Raw genomic sequence first — 18,701 nt, forward strand, 5'->3', positions numbered from 1 at the left:
CGGACCGAAAGGAACGCGATCCCTTCGGGTCTTGGGCTGGAGCGGGAGCTCGTACACGTGGCGGTCGGGCGAGTGGGCCGGGAGGCCGCACGCCGGCCGGGGCGGGCCGGGGGTGGGGCCTCCCGGAGTGCTGGCCGCTTCTAGAAGAAGCCGCAGGTCGGCTCCTGGCCGGCCGGCGCGGGAGCGCCCTCCGCGCCGGTGGGCACGTAGACCTCCAGGCGGATGCCGTCGGGGTCCTTGAAGAAGATGCCACCGGAGGCGGCGCCCTCGGCGTGGGCTACGACGCCGTCGTGGACGAACTCCGTGTCCAGCTCGCGCAGGACGGCCTCGGTCGCGGCGATCTCATCGAGGGTGTTCACCTGGAAGGACAGGTGGTGAAGGCCTGCGGTGGCCGTGGCGAAACCTTCCTGGCTCTGCTGCCACAGGGCGACGAGGATCTCGCCGTCCCGGCCGAGGAAGGCCCAGCGTCGGCTGTCGTCCTTGCCTTCGGCGAGGGTCTCGAGTCCGAGGACTCGCGCGTAGAACGGCAGCGACCGGTTGAGGTCGGTGACACCGAGGCCGACGTGGCCTGTCTTGAGGGTGGCAGGGGCCAGAGAAGTGGTCATGACGTTCCTTCCGGAGGGCGGATGCATGGAGCCGGTGGGCGCTAACAGTCTCGCTCGACCTAACCGGCTAACGGAACATTAACGGTTACCTCCCCCACATGCAACCGCTGAAATTTCTTTAGCCGGTTATGCTTCGACGGTGTGATGGCATGGACCCCGACACGAAAGGGCGCACCGCATGCACACTCATCCGGCCCACGCCGCCGACGCGGACCCTCGCCCTCTCCTCGGGGAGCCGTTGCCGCTGGACCTGTTGAACACGCGCTGGGTGGACGACGACGGCGCCCACGACCTGCTTGAGCGCCCGGGCGGACTGGCGATTTGGCTCTCGTCCGCCGGACTGGCCGACATCGCACCGGACACGCAGGAGACCCTCGGGGCCCTCCTGGCAATCCGGACCGCGCTGAGCTCGATGGTGGCCAGCGAGGGACCCGAGCTGGAGCGGGCTCGCGAGATGCTCAACGACACACTCGACCACGGCCGCGTGCGACGCCTGCTGGGACCCGCCGGTCCGGAGTCGGTAGTGGAGACGGACACGCCGGGCTGGAACGCGGCGTGGCGCACGGCCGACCTCTATCTGCGCCTGCTGGAGGAGGGGCCCGACCGCATTCGCAAGTGCGCCAACCCCGTATGCCCCCTGCGCTTCTACGACACGACCAAGAACGGGGGGCGGCGCTGGTGTTCCATGGGATCCTGCGGCAACCGCGCCAAGACCCGCCGACACTACGAGCGCCACCAGAGTACGCCCAGGCGGGGATGCTGACGGCGCACCACCCCATGCGCCGGCCTGCCCTCAGAAAACCCGGCACCACATACTCTCCGGCGCCACTCGCTTCAACTGGCAAAATCACTTTCAATGGTTGAATAAGTGGTGATCGGCGCGCGCCATGACGGCCTGCCCGTTGTCGAACGCACGGTGGGACCTTGGCCGCCGGGGCTGGCCTGCGGATACGCGCCCGGCGGGCGAACGGGCCGTGGAGAGTCCGATGGAGGGACCCTTGGAAGGGGCGGCCGGGTCCTGGTCTGCGTCGGCGCCGGGCGTCGATAGCCGCCATAGGCGGCCACTGAGGAAAGGCACCCCTGGTCCGCGGCTGACGAGCAGCACAGCCGCGCGCCCCATCTCGCCTGGACTCCCCATCAACAAGGCGGGTTGTCCGAACCGGCACCTCAGGGGCCTTCGGCGTGCTCCGTGACCCGGCCTCCGGCCGCGTGCGGGATCTGTCCGCGCCTCGGTTGGCGCTGTTCTCATCCCGCCGCGCGCCTGCCGTTCGCGCCGGCGTCCGCTGTGACGCTCAGCGCGGGGCGGGCCGCCGGGTGCCGGTGCAGGCGGACCGACAGCCTCGGCAGCCGTCGCCGAAGCAGCGTGTTGCCGGCCGGGCGGCAAGCGGCGAGGGCCTGGCAGGTGGCTGTCCAGACGTGCTGGGTGCGGACAAGGTCGCCAGGGAAGGATCGGGCACGCATCATTCGATCACATGTTTGATTCTGCTGTTACGCAGGCCACCGGACGCGCCCGGTCACCTGATGTCACCCGCGGGCCGAACGCATGCGCTCGGGCAGGTCCGTCGCGGGCGGTCATCGGCGTGCGTGCCAACCGCCAGGAGCGGGCCTCTCGGTGGGAAATTCCCCCTGCCGATGCCGGCACGTATGGCCATGGAGTCCTGCGGCGAGAGCGGCGAGGAGACCACCGTCGACGACGCGCCCTCCCGTAAGAGGACCGCCGCGAGGAAGACGACGAAGAAGACCCCGGCGAAGTGGACGCCGCGACGAAGTCATCCTGCGGCAAGCCCCGGTCGGCGTGAGTAGCGCCCGCGGAGTCTCACTGGTCGGTGCGGTCGGACGGGTAGAGCCGACGCCGCGCCACAGGTGCCGTAATATTACTTTTGTGACGATCTTGGGAGATCTCCTGAGTACGGTCCGTCGCTGGATGAGGGCTTTTCGCCAATCGGGCGAACACAGCTCCATCAGAGCCGGGCGTGATCGATCAGCGGTCGGTGACGGCTCTGTTGCCGTACGTATCGCAGGACAAAATAGGCAGCGATCAGATACGGGTGAGACGTCCGAGACGCCGCGCATGGGCAGCTTCGACTGGGAGCCGCGGAGCGGCACGCTCCAGGTCGACGATGCCGGGTTGGCCCTCTTCGCCCTCCGGCCGGAGGATTACGACGGCAGACTCGGCTCGCTCCTCCCGCGGGTGGAGGACCGCGAACGGCTCCACGCCGCGTGGGAGGAGCACATCAAGGCCGACCGGACCTCCTTCAGTATCCATTTCCTGATCACGTGGCATGAGGGGGAGCCGCGGTGGGTTCATATGGGTGGTCGCATTCTTCGTGACGAACGGGTGCCGCCCGGCCGGGTTGTCGGCGTGCTCCGAGATACTGCGGCGGAACTCACCGGGGCGGGCCGTGGCTTGACCTCAGCACTTCAGAGATCCGCCGAGGCGCTCTCGACGGCGCTCACGGTGAACGATGTCATCTCCGTCTTGACCGGAAGGGGCGGACTGGAACGTTTCGGCGCGGACGGGCTGGCGCTCGGTCTGATGAACGGGGAGTTCCTGGACCTGGTCGAACTGTCCGGAAACGACATGGAGCTGTTCCACGGGCTGGTGCACCGACGTGCCGACAGCACCACACCGCTCGCCGAAGCGGTGATGGCCAACGAAGCCCGTTTCTACTCCTCGGCCGCAGAGCTACTGCGGCGATTCCCGAGAATGCAGTCCTATGTGGAGCAACTCGGGGGTGTCAGCGGGGTGGCCTACCTCCCGCTGACCGCTCAGGCCCGGACCATCGGTGGGCTCGCCCTGATCTTCCGGCAACACGTACGCTTCTCGGCCGAGGACCGCGATCTCTGTCTGGGCATGGCCGCGATCCTGTCCCAGTCCCTCCAGCGGGCCATGCTCTTCGACAGCGAGCGCGATGTCGCCACAAGCCTGCAGGAGTCCATGCTGCCGCGCAGCATTCCAAAGTTCGACGGCACCGATATAGCCGTCCGCTATCGCGCGGCCTCGAGCGGGCGAGCAGTGGGCGGCGACTGGTACGACGTGATCGCGCTGCCCGGTGGCCGCGTCGGCGTCGTTGTAGGCGATGTGCAGGGTCACGACACACATGCCGCTGCCATCATGGGACAACTGCGCATCGCCTTGCGGGCGTTCGCCGGGGAGGGGCACGCGCCGTCGCGGGTCCTGGAACGCGCCTCCCGGTTTCTCACGGAACTGGACACCGACCGCTTCGCGACCTGCACGTACGCAGAGGTTTACCCCGCCACGGGAGAGGTAGGTGCCGCCAGGGCCGGTCACCTGAATCCCCTCGTACGGAACGGCGACGGCACTGTCAGCGAGCCCGATCTGGAGGGAGGGCTCCCGCTGGGAATCGCGACTGAGTTCGGCCGGGAGTACTTCCCCGAAACCCGGGCCGCTCTCGCGCCCGGCGAATCCCTGATTCTGTGCACCGACGGCCTGGTCGAGGAAGCCGGCAGCGACCTCACGGTAGGTGTCGCGGACCTCGCCGAAGCAGTCAGAACCGGCCCCCCAGGAGCGGAGGCGCTGGCGGACCACATAGCCGAGTGCCTCAGCGACCGCTGGGGCACCCACGACGATGTCGCCCTCCTCATACTGCGCCGACTGCCGGCCAGGCGGTAAAGAACCCGGGGCCGAGACCTGTGGCCCCTTGGATCCGGGGCTCACTTTTTGCCCAAGCCCATGGAGGTGCCTGGGCGAACGGTCCTGAGCCCCTCCCCCTGCCCACCAGGCCGATGGTGCTGAACCGCATGCATGCCAAGGGATCCCCCCTCCGGCTCGCCGGACGACGCCCCCGTTACCTAAGGGCTGTCCCGTAATCCCTGGCGGGCGCGCGACGACAGCTACGGCACCTCGCCGCGTTGTCGGATCGCCCGAATACGCCCAGTATGCGGACGTCCCTCCGCCTTGCGATGCACCGCATCTGACGCCGCGCGCTGATCCACCAGGGATTACGGGACAGCCCTTAACCTCGGGCGTTCATGAGCGTGCCCGTCCATGACTTGCTCAAATAAGCGGAGAGTGCTCCTGACCTGCAACGATGGGACTTGTCTAGGGTCCTGTTGGCTGCACGGAAAGAAGCACTCTCCAGGTGAGTGAGCGTATCGGGTTGTACCCGCGTGTCCGCGTCGAGGGCGGTGGCCGTGGGGTGGTCTCGCAGGCCGGGGCGGTGCTGTGTGTGGAGACGGTTCGCAAGTCCGGCCTGGACAACGCGATATCGGTGGCATTGGCCCCGTGGCGCAAGCCGCGGGCAGTGCACGACCCGGGCAAGGTCCTGCTGGATGCCGCGCTCAGGGTCGCTCTGGGCGGGGACTGCCTCGCCGATGTCGCCATGCTGCGGGCCGAGCCCGACGTGTTCGGCCCGGGGGCATCCGATCCCACGGTCTCCCGTCTCATCGACGCCCTCGCCGCAGCCGGACCGAAGGCGCTCACCGCGATCCGGTCGGCGCGGGCCGAAGTACGGTCGCGGGTCCGGGAGTTGGCCGGGGCGAGCGGTCCGGCCGCCGATGGTCACGTGATCGTCGACATCGACGGCGTGCTGGTCCTTGCGCACTCCGAGAAGCAGGACGCGACCGCGACCTGGAAGAAGACCTTCGGCCATCATCCGCTCGTCGCGTTCGTCGACCACGGCCAGGCAGGTTCCGGAGAGCCGGTGGCCGCGCTGCTGCGGCCCGGCAACGCAGGCTCCAACACCGCGAGCGATCACATCACCACCACTGGGCTCGCCCTGGCCCAGCTCCCCAGACACCTGCGGCGGGGCCGGCAGACACTGATCCGCACCGACTCCGCAGGCGGGCACCCACGCCTTCCTCGACCGGCTCTCCCGCCGGGGCCGGTTGCTGTCGTAATCCGTCGGAATGACCATCACCGACGCCATTCACCAGGCCCTCCTGAACATCCCGGAGAAGGCGTGGACGCCGGCCTACGACGCAGGCGGCACCGAGCGTCCCGGCGCCTGGCTCGCAGAGATCACCGACATGCCCGACCTCTCCTCCTGGCCCACGGGGATGCGGCTCGTCGTCCGCGAGGAACGGCCCCACCCCGGAGCACAGTTGCGCTTCACCGACGTCGACGGCAACCGTCTGACCCGCTTCGCGACCGACACGAAGGGCGGCCGGCTCGCCACCCTGGAACTGCGTCACCGAAGGCGGGCCCGCTGCGAGGACCGCATCCGAAACGCCCGCAACACCGGTCTGCCAAAACCTGCCCCTGCACCACACTGCCCAGAACCGGATCTGGCTGGGGATCGTCTCCCTCGCGCTGGACCTCCTGGCCTGGATGCCGATGCTCGCTCTGACCGGCGACCCCTGCCGCTGGGAACCCAAGAAGCTCCGCCTGCGGCTGTTTTCCGCCGCCGCCCAACTCATCACCACGGGCCGCCGCCGCTGGCTCCGTATGACCGCCCGATGGCCCTGGACCGACGTCATCACCCAGGCAATCGACCGGCTCCAGGTCCTGCCGAACCCCGACTGACCAGCCACTTCGACCGCCCCGACAACCCGCGCCCCCCGGAAAGTGGAACCCGGCGCCCACCCCGACGCGACAACCGGGCCATCAGCCTGCCCCGCACCCGAAAAGACCGCACCACACAAACACAGAGTCCCCGTCAGCGAACCGACGAGGACTCATGAACGATCGAGACTAGCACAGAACTCAGCGTCGCGCTGAGAGCCGAGCCATCCCGCGGCGGCAAGCCGCACGCTCAAATTCCAGAAGAATGCGAGCTGTTGGGGCTCGACGCGGTGCACTCCTGCGATCGCCACCCGAACGAGTGACTCCCGCACCGCGGTCTGTTTCACGATGGAATGTTTTGTAGCGCCACTCTCCCCCACGGGAACGAAACGCTGTGAACGCGTCGTCGAGCTGGAGCGAGCGAGGAGCCTGCCGGACCATCGCCCCCGACACCCTGTTCGTCCAGGGCCAGGAACAGAACCGGGCCAAGGCCGTCTGCCTCGGCTGCAAGGTGCGTACCGAATGCCTGGCCCACGCGCTCGACAACCGCGAAGAATTCGGCATCTGGGGCGGCATGACCGAACGCAAACGCCGCACACTGCTCCGACGACGACCGACCGTCACCTCCTGGCAACGCCCCCTGGCAACCGCCCGGAACACACACGAACAAACCAACGACAGCAACCACCAGCAGACCGCCTAGAGACGGCATGCGGACACGCACAACCGCCCCTGGGACGTACCATCCAGCGCGGACCCTGCCCCCACATCGTGTCGGCGACCTCGGCGGCGACACCGAAAAGACCGTAGCCTTTACACAGGGGATCCGGTTTGTCGGAGCCCTTCGGTAATCTCGCGCGGTGATCATTGACCGTAACGCCCGTGTCGTCCCGCCCCGCTACCCCGACCGCGGTACGCGGGCACTGATGGGTGACATCCTGGGAAAGGCCGACCAGTCTGACCTCCTCGCCGCCTTCTTGTGGATGCAGGAAGGGGTGATCGGCAGGGAAGCCCAATCCCGGTTGGAGAACGCACGAGACACCCTGCTCGCCGACCTCGAAACCCTCCAGGAGCACCAATCAGACCCGGAATTCCAGGGCTTGTCATGGGAGAGCGCACGAGCCGATCTCGACGCCGTGTTTGATTCCACCATGGCAGTCACCAGCGAGGAAGTAAATCGACTCGAAGAGATACTGCAGGCTTCAGGTGCGACTCTTGACAGGTTGCTGTGCTTTCCTCACAAGGAGCCGTCACTTCGGTTCACACCAGGGAGCCACGAATCCCCACTCAACACGGTCGTTGCATGCCGAGACCACCTCACACCCCTGAAGAGGCGACGAGAAGCCCTTGCCTCAGACGTGTCGAAGCAAATCGACCGACTGGCCGACCTCAACAGCCGCAGGCCAGAATTCCGGCAGAGCGGGAAGAGTTACACGCCGGAACACATGCTGCGTTTTGACTCCACAAATTTCGAGATCCTCATCTCCTGGCTGGCGAATCGGGACGGCATGACGGTCCTCCGAGACCGGGGCGGGCCCGGGGACTTGGGCGCGGACGGGATATTCCGCACACCGGACAACCGCACCGCCGTAGTCCAGTGAAAACAGACAAAGACTCTGCCAGGACGGGGAATCGGCAGCGAGCCCGTACAACGGTTCAACGGCACAGCCCGTCAGGAACACAACGCAGACATCGCTGTGATGATCACCAATGCGACGTTCTCCGAACCGGCCCGCGCCTTCGCCAGCAAGCACGAAATCCACCTCATTGACGCCGAGCGGCTGCAGAAATGGGCCACTTGGGGAGACTCGTTCTACGAAATCATCGACATCCCGGCCCCTATTCCTACAAGCCCTACGGCAAGCTCAGCGGGTGCCCTGTCGTGACACTGCCCCGAGGCCGCTCTGCACCGCCGGCCGCGCAGTGGGCGTCCATGCTGACCAAAGGGCTATCAGAGCGGAGGAAACATAGCGCGGGATCGCCGGTTCGCCAAACCGGCGATCCCGCGCATCATGGACAGTCCACCGCCACGACCCGCCCCTACGTCGGAAGGGACCACCCGACGACCACCAACCGACCGCGAGACGCTCACGGCCAGGATGCCGGCATGCGATCACCCTGCCGCGTAGCTCGCCCGGAACAGATCCCTGGCACGCTCCACGTCCCTCGGCGTGCGGAGCTGCACCTCCAGGTCGCCCGTTCCGTGATGGCCGAGGCCGGTCACGTTCCGGGTGAACCCCGGAACGAGGTCGACGTCCTTGGGGTCGACCTTCAGGTAGACCAGGACCTTGCTGCGCTGAGGCGGGCACAGGCAGGCGAAGTTCCGCAGCCGCTGATACGCCCGGTACTGCTTGTGCTCGACCCGGTTCACGCCGTCCCCCAGACCGAGCAGAGCCTCGTCCACCGCGTCCGCCAGCTCGACCATCGACGCACCCTGCACGCCGGCTGCCGCCCGTGCGACCGCCTGCCGGCGCGCCCGGCGGATCACCCGCATGCCGTTGCTGACGGAGGCAACGGTCTCAAGACCGATCAGGTCGCTGCCGAAGAACCGGTAACGGACCAGGTCGATTGGCCTCCGGTGCTCGCGTACGGCGTGAATGTCGTAGCGGGTGAAGTCGCCGGCGATACAGATCAGACGTGGTGCGCTCCAGAGCACCTGAGCCGCGGCCGTGGACCCGAACTGGTCGCGGACCAGGTGCTCGAACTCCGCCCGGTGGTACATCAGCCACGACAGGTAGAACAAGCCCTGGTTGATAACGCCGGCGTCAACGCCCCGCTTGTACTCCACGATGACCGGCGACCCGTTCTCGTCCAGCCCGAGCGAATCGATCCGGCCCCCGTGAACCGGTCCCGTGCCGTACTCACTCGCCAGGAACCGGACGCCCAGCAGCGTCTCCATGTGCGCCTCGACAAGGCCCTGCACATCCGCCTCGACCTCAGCACGACGCGGCGCGACCTCGGTCACGCCGCTTTTCGTCGTATGGAACAGCTTCAGGCCCGACACCTCCCCCTCCTCGGCTCAGAGAGCATCAACGCCGAGTAGGCACAGGTTTGTTTCCGTGAACGACTGCGGGGCCGTGAAAGAAGTGTGTGCATGGATCGCTCTGCCGAGCCCACTCACCCCCTTCGCAGGGCTGCCGCCGCAGGGCACTCCAGGGCCTCGCCGGGATTCCAGCACCAATCCAGCACGGTACGGATGACGAGGGGTGATGACAGGTGACGAGAGATCAGATCATCCAGCACCTATCCAGCACGGGAAAAAACTAAGGACCCGACCCCGGAAGGTCGGACCCCTTATGACCTGCATGTTTGCCAGATCAGCGACGTGGTGCTAAGTCACTCGCTACACGTTGAAGCGGAACTCCATCGCAGTCCTTGCCCTGCATCGATGTGGTAATCCGGCGACCTGAACGCCGACGCCAGTGCCGCAACCGCTGCGGACCGGCGTCGGCGTGGAGTGCGCTCAGCGGGCGCCGACCACACCACCGTCTTCCCTGGTGATGACGATCGTGGCAGACCGGGGACGGCCGGTGGGGCTGAAGTCGGGCCAGTTCGAACTCAGCCGGGGGTTCTCGGGCGTACCGGAGTCACCGGGGTGCTGGATGTTCACGAACAGCGACCGGCCGTCCGGTGTGGACGTGATGCCGGTGATCTCGCTGCGCGGCGGGCCGACCAGGAACCGCCTGATGTCGCCGGTGTCAGGGTCGGCCGCGAGCATCTGGTTGTTCTGCGCGACGCCGTTGACCGTCGGCTGGGTGCCGTCGGTCTGGATCCACAGCCGGCCCTGCGCGTCGAACCAGAGGCCGTCGGGCGAGCCGAATGCCTGGTCCGGGGGAACGGTGGCGCCGCTGGCCTCGTCCCCGGCGAGCAGGAAGATGTCCCACTCGAACTTCTCCGAGCTGGGGTTGCGGTTCTCGTCGATCTTCATGATGTGCCCGAAACGGTTGTTGAGCCGTGGGTTGGGCGCGTTCACCGACTCGGTTCGGGCCGTGTTGTTGGTGCAGGTGAAGAACACCGCGCCGGTGCCGGGCTGCACCGAGCACCACTCCGGGCGGTCCATAGGGGTGGCTCCCACGGCGTCCGCGGCAAGACGCGCGTGGATCAGCACCTGGGCCTGGTCGGCGAACCCGTCGGCCTTGGTCAGGCCCGGCTTGCCGTGCACCAGCGGCAGCCACCTGCCGGAGCCGTCCTCATCGAACCGGGCGACGTACAGAGTGCCCTTGTCGAGGGGGCTGCGCCGACGCTTGAGCGCGTCCTTGATCGGCTCGGCGCCCACGAACTTGTAGAAGTAGTCGAACTGCGTGTCATCGCCCATGTAGACGACGGCCTCGCCGCGCCTGCCGCGCACGACGACGGCGTTCTCGTGCTCCATGCGCCCCAGGGCGGTCCGCTTCTTCGGCTTCGACGAAGGGTCGAAGGGGTCGATCTCGACCACCCAGCCGAACCGGTTGTACTCGTTGGGCTCCACCCGCATGTCGAACCGCCGTTCCGTGGTGTACCACGGGTACGGGCTCTCCGATCCGATGCCGTAGCGCTCCTCGACCGATCCGGCCGGCGGCGGTTCCTCGTCGTAGAAGAAGTACTTGTTGATCGTCTCTTCGCACGTCAGGTAGGTGTCCCAAGGGGTCGGCCCGCTGGCGCAGTTGTTCAGGGTGCCCAGCACCCGGACGCCGTGGGGGTCCGCGCCGGTGCGCAGCAGCGGGTGGCCCGCCGCCGGACCGGTGATCTCGGCAGGCGTGGTCATGGTCACCCGGCGGGCGTACTTGGATTCGTTGAGGTGCCACTGGCCGTTGCGGCGCCGCTCGATCTCGATGATCGACACACCGTGCGCGGCCATCGACTTGGCGGTCTTCTCCGATGTCCAGTCGGCACGGCCGTCGGTGTGCAGCAACTGCTCGGCCGTGGCCTCGTGGTTCACGCAGAGCAGACCGGAGCGAGCGCCCCTGAGCGGGAAATACCACATGCCGTCGTGCTGGTCACCTGCCTGCTTGGCCTGCTCGGCGGCGGTGTTGCCGGCGTCCTCGGCGTAGGCGGGCCCGGACGGCACGATCGGGTCGCCCCAGGGGTAGAGCACTTGGTATCTGTAGCCCGGCGGCAGCACGACCTCGTCGGCGGTACTCGGTGAGACCGCGGGGAACCCGAGCAGCGGCTTACGGCCACCGTGAGTCGCGACTCCCGCCTGTTCCGCCGCGGCTGCCGCGGGCGGGGCCGCGAAGAACGACGCGGCGGCGGTGACGAGCCCTCCGGCAACCACCGTCCTGCGGGACAGACGACGCTGGGCCAGTTCGGACATCGAAGGTGAAGCAGAAGGTGAAGGGGAAGCGGGTGTGTCGGGGCGCACGTACGGCCTCCAGCCAAGATCAACAACGGGGATGCCCCTGTCAGGGGTTCGCCACGCTAGGAAGCCGAGATGGCCTGATTTCCCCTCGAAGGTAAACGGAAGGTCAAGAGAGGGAGGTGTCAAGGTGGAACTCCGGGATCCACCGGGGCGATTGGGATCAAGGCGCGGCCGTCGGCCGCGCCGGCACGCCGCCGATGCGCGCCGTGGGTTCCCGGCCCGCCCGTGCCCCGTTCACGGGTGGCAGGATGCGGGGACCCGCCGCGCCGGGCACCGTCGTACAGGTCAGGATCGACGGGGTGGGCGAAGCACTCATCGCCCTGGGTGACGTCACGCGCCCCGGCAGCTACCGTGCCGTCGACCGGCTGAAGCGACTGGGGGTGACACCCGTACTGGCCACCGGTGACCGCGAGGCCGTCGCCGATGCGATCGCCGAGGAACTCGGCATCGACGAGGTGTACGCGAGCTGCACGCCCGAGAGCAAGGCCGAACTGGTTCGGCGTCTGCGGGACGAGGACCGCCGCGTCGCGGTGATCGGGGACGGTGTGAACGACGCCGCCGCCCTCGCTGGCGCGGACCTCGGTATCGCCATGGGCAGTGGCACCGATGTCGCCATCGGAGCGGCCGACGTGACCCTGGTACGCGGCGACATCGGATCGGTCGCCGACGCGGTCGGCCTCGCCGGACGCACCCTCGGCACCAACCTGATCTGGGCGTTCGGCTACAACGCCGTCACCGTGCCGCTCGCGGCCGTGGGATTGCTCAAGCCCATGGTCGCCGCCGCGGCGATGTCGCTGAGCTCCCTGCTCGTGGCGGGCAACAGCCTGCGGCTGCGCGCTTGGCAGCCATCGGCCGCCCGGAGAACCGGCGCGCGCGTCGGCCAAGCCGGCCAAGGAGAACAGCACTCATGACGGAACCGTCCACCGCGGACACCTCCGGCCCCCGCGGCCCCGCACCGTCATGGAACCGAACGCCCACCTCAACCTCGGCGAGAAAGGGGCGTGGTCGCGGCCACCGGCTCTCGAACTCCCCTCCTCCGAAGGTGACAACACAAAGAACCAACGGGAGCCACGCCGATTTGCTCGGCAAATAGGACCCGGAAATGAAGACCGTCGAGACTCGCACACCCTCGCCCCGCTGCTAGAGCAGTTCGTCGACCGCAGCGCCTCGGCGCCAGGATGGCCCACACCCAGATCGGCGCCGAGCCCCGCATCTCCCAGATGTACGTCTCCTTGAGGCAACTATTAACTCCAATTCGCCGACGTGGTGGAATTCATACACGAAGCGGAACTCCACCACACGCCCTTGCCCTGCGCAACGTGCTTCGGTCGCCTCACCAGCGAGAAGCCCACTTCTGGCGCGCCAACGCGCCCGACCGGCCCGACGGTTGGCCGCGTGGCCAACGCGTGACCAACAGCAGCCAGGAACAGGCAGAAACACCCAGATGGAGTCCGACCAGGCGGAAAGAGAGAACCTCAGCTCGGATGACAAAATACCTGTTCAGGGGCTCTTCAGGCGCCAGTCGGGCCGGGGGTGGCGGCCCCGGCCGCGCTCCGGGCGCGGGTAGTCGGCTCCCGCTGACCGTGAGCGTCGTGAATCTGGCGCTGAGACCGTGCCCAAGCCTCCGACGCGAGAGGCTCGTGGCCAATGTCCCCGACGACTGCCGTCGACGTCGTGGCCACCGCCATCCCCCTCGCGGGACGAGCGACTACAGGAAGCGGACACCCGCGACCGAGCACATCCCTGGCGGATCGCCGGGATGGCCCGCCGCCCTTGCGTGGGTGATACAAAGAGCCACGCAAGGCAACCGGGAAGCACCAACGTCCCATGGCTCCCCGGGGCATCTGATCCCACATGCGTCCCACAAAACCCCTGACGCTTCGTCGGGCAGGCGTAAAAGCGAAGTTCAGAGGTACTACACAGCGAACACAACAAGCGCCTTCTAAGCGCTCGCTCCAGAGACACGCCCACGGCGGTTCCACTGATGAGGGCGACCGCCACCGTGCGACGGGCAGCCGCTCCGCGTCTCCGAGTGGGTAGCGATCCTCGGTCGCCCCGAAGGGTCACCGCCACCATGGGGCTGCCGACCTATCAGGAGCGGATGCCGGAGTTGCGATCCACGTCTCCCTCTCTTCTGCGGGCGGGAGAAGATCCCGTCATCGAGCAGGTTGCCGGGCACCCTCGCCCGCATTCCTCACCGACGGTCGGGAGATGCAGGCGCCGCATCTGGACCTGATCGACCGGGCCTTCATCGACACGGCCGAAGGCCGCTGCGACCGCGTCATGCTCACGATGCCCCCGCGGCACGGCATGAGCCGCAGGGCGGCCTCAAGATGGGCGCCACTCTGGTGCCTGCGGCGCAATCCTGGCAGCACCGCATGATGATCGCCTCCTACTCCGCTGACTTGGCGGAGGACCACGGTCGGTGGATCAGGGATGCCATCTACACCTGGGGCGACGACCTCGGCATCCAGCTCAAGACCGGCAGCCAGGCCGCCAACCGAATCGCCATCGTCGGCGGGGAAGGCGGCCTGCTCGCCGCAGGCACCGGTGGCGGTCTCACAGGACGCGACGCCCACATCGCCATCGTGGACGACCCGGTCAAGGACATGGCCGACACGGACTCGTCGACCATGCGCAAGCGCGCCGGGGACTGGAGGACCTTCGTACTGCAGACCCGACTTGAACCGACCGGCGCCATCTGCGTGATCCAGACACGCTGGCACGAAGACGACCTAGCCGGGCGCATCCTCGCCACCGAGTGCGACGCATGGCGCGTCATCGACCTTCCGGCCCTCGCCGACACCCCCGATGACTCGCTCATCCGGGCACCCGGTGAGCCCCTGCGGCCCCAGCGATTCGACGCCGCTTACCACACCCGAACTTGCAAGCGTGTCGGCCAACGGGTCTGGGGCGCCCGCTACATGCAGAAGCCGCGCCCGCCGGAGGGAGGCGTCTGGAAGCGCGAGTGGATCGACACCGCCAGGATCAACTCTTCGGCATCGACATGGCGCGCATCGTCGTGTCCGTCGACGCCGCCGACGGAGAGTCCACCGTCGGCGACGAGACCGGCGTCATCGGTGTGGGCCGGGACTTCGACCGCCAGTTCTACGTCCTTGCCGACAGGTCGGGCTCCATGGGTGCCAACGACTGGGCCTTGCCGCCTGCCGACTGGCCCTCGGACTCAAGCAGACGCCATCGTGGTGGAGAAGAACTATGGCGGAGACATGGCGAGGCAGATCGTCACCCAGGAATGGGAGCGGCTACACCGCGAGGGAGTCACCAAGGGCCTGCTCATGCCGATGATCCTGGAGGTCACCGCCAAGGTCGGCAAGCGCCTGCGTGCGGCACCAGTGGTCCAGCTCTACGAACAGCAGCTCGTTCACCACGTTGGCGAGTACACCGAGCTGGAGGACCAGAGGGTCACCTGGGTGGAGGAGATGGACAGCCCGGACCGTATGGACGCAGCGGTGCACGGACTGACGGAACTGACCGAACCGGATCAACTCGACACTCTGCCAACGGACATCGACGGCGACCGCTTCGATGGTCGGCGCTGAGGCTGAACCCACACCGCGCGCAAAACGGCCCCCGTAACCGCACGACCGGGTCGCTGGCCGGGATCGTCAGCTTCGCGGCCTGTGGAATCTGGAAGCCGTCGGCTCCCTGCGCCAGTAGCCTTGCGGCCACATGTTCACGCACCGCTCGCAAGGTAGTTGAGTTGTATGGGTGCTTCGAAGCCCGTCGGCATGCCACGCCCAAACGGTGACGAGGGTTACGCCCTGATCGCGATGATCTGGGCGTTCTTTCGGGACGCCGACCGCTGGCCGACGTTCGATGAAGTCGACAGAAAGCTGTGGCGTGACCGATCCATCAGCTTCGAGGATGCAATAGGTCAAATTCCACCAGGGGTCCTCTGGGGTATCGACCTCGATATGAAGCGTCGACCACCGCAGTCCATCGCGCCCATTCAACTCACTCTGGCGGGCGCCGCCAACTGCGACGGCTCCGACCCCGAGGTTAGTGCGCTCCTCGGCATCGTGCGGCTCGCCAGCAAGATTGAACGAGACTGGGAGTCACCGCACCCGCCATCCGATGCGCAGCAACCCTTTATCAACTTCGAAACAGTGCGCTCATACCCAGGGTTAGATTCCAACCTCCTCCCTCGTGCAAGCGTCCTTTTCCGAGCCGTGCTGCTTGCCATGCACGAGCCTTGGAGCCGAAGCTTTAGTAACAATCCCGAGGAGGGATATGAAGCTTGGCAACTGGGTTTTGACCGAGGCATCCGACCCTTCGAAGGCGTCTCAAGCCTTGCCGAATACTGGGACCGCCGACAGAGGGTCCTCGCTCCAGACTCGCAGGCGTGGCCCACAATGGCCATCGATGCCTCGGCGTCGCCTATGGTTGAAGAGTCGCTGGGAAGTGCATCTAGCATGCTCGCATCTCTGCACCCAGACGTTGAAATACACGCGGGTGAACTATTCTGGGCTGGATTCCTCAAGCAGGCTGTGTTCGCGATGTGCGGGCGCTTGGAGCACCGAATTCAAGGGCTGGTTGACCCGGGCGGCAGTGGTCGCGCGCTGATGCATAAGGCTTTCGCTGTGCCCAAAATGCCAGTACCTCAAGTGCCGCAGCTCAATCCGACTCGCGCCAAGGATGACTTCACTAGGGTCAGCGAGCAGGAGGGCTACATGTTTCTGTTCTCCGGCATGATGGCCGCCCTTCGCAATACCGGCGGGCATGGCGATTACCCGGTCTACAGCGAGGAGGAAGCGTACGAAGCCCTGGCTTTTCTCAGCCTGCTCTCCCGACGGTTGGATCTCGCCGCAGAGCGCAAGAGTGCAGGGTCCGAGGGCGAGCAACCGCTAACCAACTCGTAAACTGGACCAGCGGCCCGGGGCCGACTGCCTGTAGGGGGACCATGGGCCTGCGCGAGCTGATCACCGATGTCTGGAGCTGGCTGGACTACAAGCCAGTCATGGCCGACCCACGCCGGCCGGGCCGTAACGCCTGGGCGGAGCTGACCTCATCCTGGGTCCCTGATGAGGACCTGCGGCGCCTGGCTGCCTACTGGCTACTGGCTACTGGCTACGTACGACTCCAAGCAGGCCGGCCAGGTTGCCGCGATCACCGGGGACGGCGAATCCGGAACCGAGCGGCGTGAACTCGGCGACGCCTCGAAGCTCGTAGACATCGCGCTCGGCTACCTCCTCGGCTCCGAGTAGACCATCGCGGGCGCGGAGCACGCTGACGATGCGGTGTCGAGAGCCGTTGCGCTTGATCCACTTGGACACCGACGAGGGCCAAGAGGACGCAATCTTCGGTCGCGGCCCGGAGCACGCCGTGGTGTGCATCACCCTCGTACCGGCGGAGTTGCTTACCGAGGAGTGCCGGCCTGAGGACCCGCAATTCCCCTCCACCCGTTGATCAGAACTTGAGAAGGTATGACCGTACGACCCGGATTCGAGAGAGACGGAGCCACCCGCTTTGATCATTCTGGACGCGAACATCCTCAAGTCGACCTCGCTGCGAAGTCCCGCTGCTGACATGCTCCGCGCCATTCGGGCCGCGAAGGTAGAGCGGGTCGCGGCCCCGTGGATTGTCATGGAAGAGATCGCCGCGCAGCAGGTCCTGAGCTACCAGGGAAAGCACGATGCGACCTTGGAAGCCGTGAACACCCTACGCAGGGCCACCCCTTGGGCAGACATCGTGCTTCCTAAAAGGTCGTTTCAGTTGGTGAGTCTGCGGTAGTTGATCAGGCTGGTGGCGATAGCGGTGAAGGCCAGGAAGTGTTCGGGTTTGCGTTCGTAGCGGCGATGCAGACGACGGCATCCGGCGAGCCAGGACATGGTGCGTTCGACGACCCAGCGATGACGGCCCAGCCGCGCGGAGCTTTCCTTGCCACGGCGGGCGATGCGGGGTGTGATGCCACGTTCACGGAGCCATCGCCGCTGGTGGTCGTAGTCGTAGCCCTTGTCGCCGTGCAGCTTGCGTGGTCGGCGACGCCGTGGCCCGCGCTGACTGCGGACGGGTGGGATGCCCTGCACGAGGGGCTGCAGGGCGAGGCTGTCGTGCGTATTCGCGGCGGAGATGGCGACGGAGATAGGCAGACCCGACCGGTCGACGATGAGGTGGATTTTCGATCCGTTCTTGCCGCGGTCGGTCGGATTCGGTCCCGTCAGCTGCCCCCTTTGAGGGCCCGGACGCTGACGGAGTCGATGGCACAGCGCGACCAGTCCAACTCACCACGGGCACCCAGGTCATCGAGGATGACCCGGTGCAGCCTGGCCCACACCCGCGCCTTGGACCACTGGGCGAAACGCCGATACACCGTGGGCCAGGCCGGCCCGAACACCGGCGGCAACTGCCGCCAGGAGCAACCCGACATCGCGACGAACACGATCGCCGTCAACACCTCACGGTCACCGGCCCGCCGGCGCCCACCGCCCTGCGGGCGTACAACCTCCGTCGGAGGCACCACCCGCCGAAACAGCTCCCACAACTCGTCCGGCACCAACCGCTCAGCAAGAGTCGCCATGCTCAGACCCACGAACGATCAAGCCAAAGGAAACGACGTCTAAGCCCAACGGCCTCGGACAGCGGCTTGACGATTCTCGCCTCGCAGCATCCGAGCCCCGTCACAATGGACGATCTCCCCAACGTTCCGATCATTGCCGAGTCTGAAGAGGTGATGGAGCTGTTGGAGGCCGCCTCGCGCGCTGGCAACCTCTCGGAATCGCCCCTGCAGCTTCGGCAGATCTTGAACACCATAAAGTACGGCACGTCGGACCGCAGCACTCTGGAGAAGGCTCTGCGTCTCATGACCGATAGGGCTGACGCCGCGACCCGCAGGCTGCTCATCGATGCAGCAGACGATCTCGGGGACGAGGACACCGACGAAGCACTATAGCGATGAGCGCACGAGCGGAGGGTCAGCCTCTGCACGCTGCCCGCAGGCTACCGCCTCGGGCAGCTCACCGACAGCGTCCGAGAGCATGAGGACCTCGGCATGCGCCGGGGTCGCGTAGAGAAGAGGAAGTAGGACAACAGCGGAAGCGGCGAGCGCGAAACCGCGCAACAGATTCTTGATCACAACGCGCAGTGATACTGACTCCCCGCCAGCCATCCGACCGATCCCCGTCCCCGATCCCCCCGTACGGACGAAGACTTTCACCGCAGAAACGATTCCCAATAGCGGTGTCAAGGAGCGGGAGATGTCAAACCGTGACGATAGAGTGCCGCCTCTGTGAATGTGGCCGACGGGGTCTCATGTCGCTGTTCTACGAAGTCTGCC

At 66.7% G+C, this 18,701-nt stretch carries 14 protein-coding genes and 2 pseudogenes; 12 read left to right on the top strand and 4 right to left on the bottom strand.

What is annotated here, in order from left to right:
- Positions 1-140 precede the first annotated feature (140 nt).
- Positions 141-605, bottom strand: a complete 465-nt coding sequence (locus IEY79_RS35210) for a VOC family protein (protein ID WP_189111734.1) — start codon at positions 603-605, stop codon at positions 141-143.
- A gap of 178 nt (positions 606-783) precedes the next feature.
- On the opposite strand from IEY79_RS35210, the gene IEY79_RS35215 reads away from it, so the two are divergent.
- The 6 genes and pseudogenes from IEY79_RS35215 to IEY79_RS35240 all read left to right on the top strand — a co-directional run bounded on the left by IEY79_RS35215 (position 784) and on the right by IEY79_RS35240 (position 7,955).
- Positions 784-1,368, top strand: coding sequence for a CGNR zinc finger domain-containing protein (locus IEY79_RS35215; protein ID WP_189111735.1), 585 nt, complete (start codon positions 784-786; stop codon positions 1,366-1,368).
- A gap of 1,308 nt (positions 1,369-2,676) precedes the next feature.
- Positions 2,677-4,239 (top strand): SpoIIE family protein phosphatase, encoded by a 1,563-nt coding sequence (locus IEY79_RS35220; RefSeq protein WP_189111736.1) that lies wholly within the window; start codon positions 2,677-2,679, stop codon positions 4,237-4,239.
- A gap of 469 nt (positions 4,240-4,708) precedes the next feature.
- Positions 4,709-6,090, top strand: a pseudogene (locus tag IEY79_RS35225) (IS1380 family transposase).
- 373 nt (positions 6,091-6,463) lie between these two features.
- The gene (locus IEY79_RS35230; RefSeq protein WP_189111737.1) at positions 6,464-6,772 is read left to right on the top strand and encodes a WhiB family transcriptional regulator; all 309 of its coding nucleotides are present in this window, start codon (positions 6,464-6,466) and stop codon (positions 6,770-6,772) included.
- A 157-nt stretch (positions 6,773-6,929) separates the two neighbouring features.
- Positions 6,930-7,670, top strand: coding sequence for a hypothetical protein (locus IEY79_RS35235; RefSeq protein WP_189111738.1), 741 nt, complete (start codon positions 6,930-6,932; stop codon positions 7,668-7,670).
- A gap of 30 nt (positions 7,671-7,700) precedes the next feature.
- Positions 7,701-7,955, top strand: a complete 255-nt coding sequence (locus IEY79_RS35240) for a restriction endonuclease (RefSeq protein WP_229701401.1) — start codon at positions 7,701-7,703, stop codon at positions 7,953-7,955.
- 227 nt (positions 7,956-8,182) lie between these two features.
- Here the strand turns inward: IEY79_RS35240 and IEY79_RS35245 are convergent, their stop codons facing one another.
- Together IEY79_RS35245 and IEY79_RS35250 are read right to left on the bottom strand one after the other, a co-directional pair.
- Positions 8,183-9,073 (bottom strand): DUF5655 domain-containing protein, encoded by an 891-nt coding sequence (locus IEY79_RS35245; RefSeq protein ID WP_189111739.1) that lies wholly within the window; start codon positions 9,071-9,073, stop codon positions 8,183-8,185.
- 459 nt (positions 9,074-9,532) lie between these two features.
- Entirely contained in the window at positions 9,533-11,362 is a 1,830-nt protein-coding gene (locus IEY79_RS35250) for a PhoX family protein (RefSeq protein WP_189111740.1), read from the bottom strand.
- A 311-nt stretch (positions 11,363-11,673) separates the two neighbouring features.
- Here IEY79_RS35250 and IEY79_RS35255 point away from each other — a divergent pair.
- From IEY79_RS35255 to IEY79_RS35275, 5 genes and pseudogenes are all read left to right on the top strand, one after another.
- Positions 11,674-12,318, top strand: a pseudogene (locus IEY79_RS35255) (HAD-IC family P-type ATPase); the annotation flags it as partial.
- Between the two features lie 1,422 nt (positions 12,319-13,740).
- A complete protein-coding gene (locus IEY79_RS35260) occupies positions 13,741-14,967 on the top strand; it encodes a terminase large subunit domain-containing protein (RefSeq protein ID WP_189111742.1) in 1,227 nt (408 codons plus the stop codon).
- Positions 14,968-15,132: 165 nt separating this feature from the next.
- A complete protein-coding gene (locus IEY79_RS35265) occupies positions 15,133-16,287 on the top strand; it encodes a TIGR02391 family protein (protein ID WP_189111743.1) in 1,155 nt (384 codons plus the stop codon).
- Positions 16,288-16,449: 162 nt separating this feature from the next.
- A complete protein-coding gene (locus tag IEY79_RS35270) occupies positions 16,450-16,632 on the top strand; it encodes a hypothetical protein (RefSeq protein ID WP_189111744.1) in 183 nt (60 codons plus the stop codon).
- A gap of 262 nt (positions 16,633-16,894) precedes the next feature.
- A complete protein-coding gene (locus IEY79_RS35275; protein WP_189111745.1) occupies positions 16,895-17,158 on the top strand; it encodes a hypothetical protein in 264 nt (87 codons plus the stop codon).
- On the opposite strand, the gene IEY79_RS35280 is transcribed toward IEY79_RS35275, so the two are convergent.
- Positions 17,137-17,951, bottom strand: a protein-coding gene (locus IEY79_RS35280) for an IS5 family transposase (protein ID WP_373292692.1) whose coding sequence is annotated in 2 segments (ribosomal slippage) — positions 17,137-17,591 and positions 17,591-17,951 — 816 coding nt in all. Because the reading frame shifts where the segments join, the coding sequence is not laid out codon by codon here. The two genes, IEY79_RS35275 and IEY79_RS35280, sit on opposite strands and share 22 nt — an antisense overlap.
- Positions 17,952-18,050: 99 nt before the next feature.
- Here IEY79_RS35280 and IEY79_RS35285 point away from each other — a divergent pair.
- Positions 18,051-18,317 carry a hypothetical protein gene (locus tag IEY79_RS35285; protein ID WP_189111746.1) on the top strand — a complete coding sequence of 89 codons (267 nt, stop codon included), beginning with the start codon at positions 18,051-18,053 and terminating at the stop codon, positions 18,315-18,317.
- Positions 18,318-18,701 lie beyond the last annotated feature (384 nt).

Origin of the sequence: Streptomyces camponoticapitis (genome assembly GCF_014646115.1) — a bacterium.
GTDB lineage: Bacteria > Actinomycetota > Actinomycetes > Streptomycetales > Streptomycetaceae > Streptomyces > Streptomyces camponoticapitis.

Excerpts from the sequence above, each read along its gene's own strand:
- IEY79_RS35210 (WP_189111734.1), bottom strand. The coding sequence starts at position 605 with ATGACCACTTCTCTGGCCCCTGCCACCCTCAAGACAGGCCACGTCGGC.
- IEY79_RS35215 (WP_189111735.1), top strand. The coding sequence starts at position 784 with ATGCACACTCATCCGGCCCACGCCGCCGACGCGGACCCTCGCCCTCTC.
- IEY79_RS35220 (WP_189111736.1), top strand. The coding sequence starts at position 2,677 with ATGGGCAGCTTCGACTGGGAGCCGCGGAGCGGCACGCTCCAGGTCGAC.
- IEY79_RS35250 (WP_189111740.1), bottom strand. The coding sequence starts at position 11,362 with ATGTCCGAACTGGCCCAGCGTCGTCTGTCCCGCAGGACGGTGGTTGCC.
- IEY79_RS35260 (WP_189111742.1), top strand. The coding sequence starts at position 13,741 with ATGGGCGCCACTCTGGTGCCTGCGGCGCAATCCTGGCAGCACCGCATG.
- IEY79_RS35265 (WP_189111743.1), top strand. The coding sequence starts at position 15,133 with ATGGGTGCTTCGAAGCCCGTCGGCATGCCACGCCCAAACGGTGACGAG.
- IEY79_RS35270 (WP_189111744.1), top strand. The coding sequence starts at position 16,450 with ATGAGGACCTGCGGCGCCTGGCTGCCTACTGGCTACTGGCTACTGGCT.
- IEY79_RS35285 (WP_189111746.1), top strand. The coding sequence starts at position 18,051 with ATGGACGATCTCCCCAACGTTCCGATCATTGCCGAGTCTGAAGAGGTG.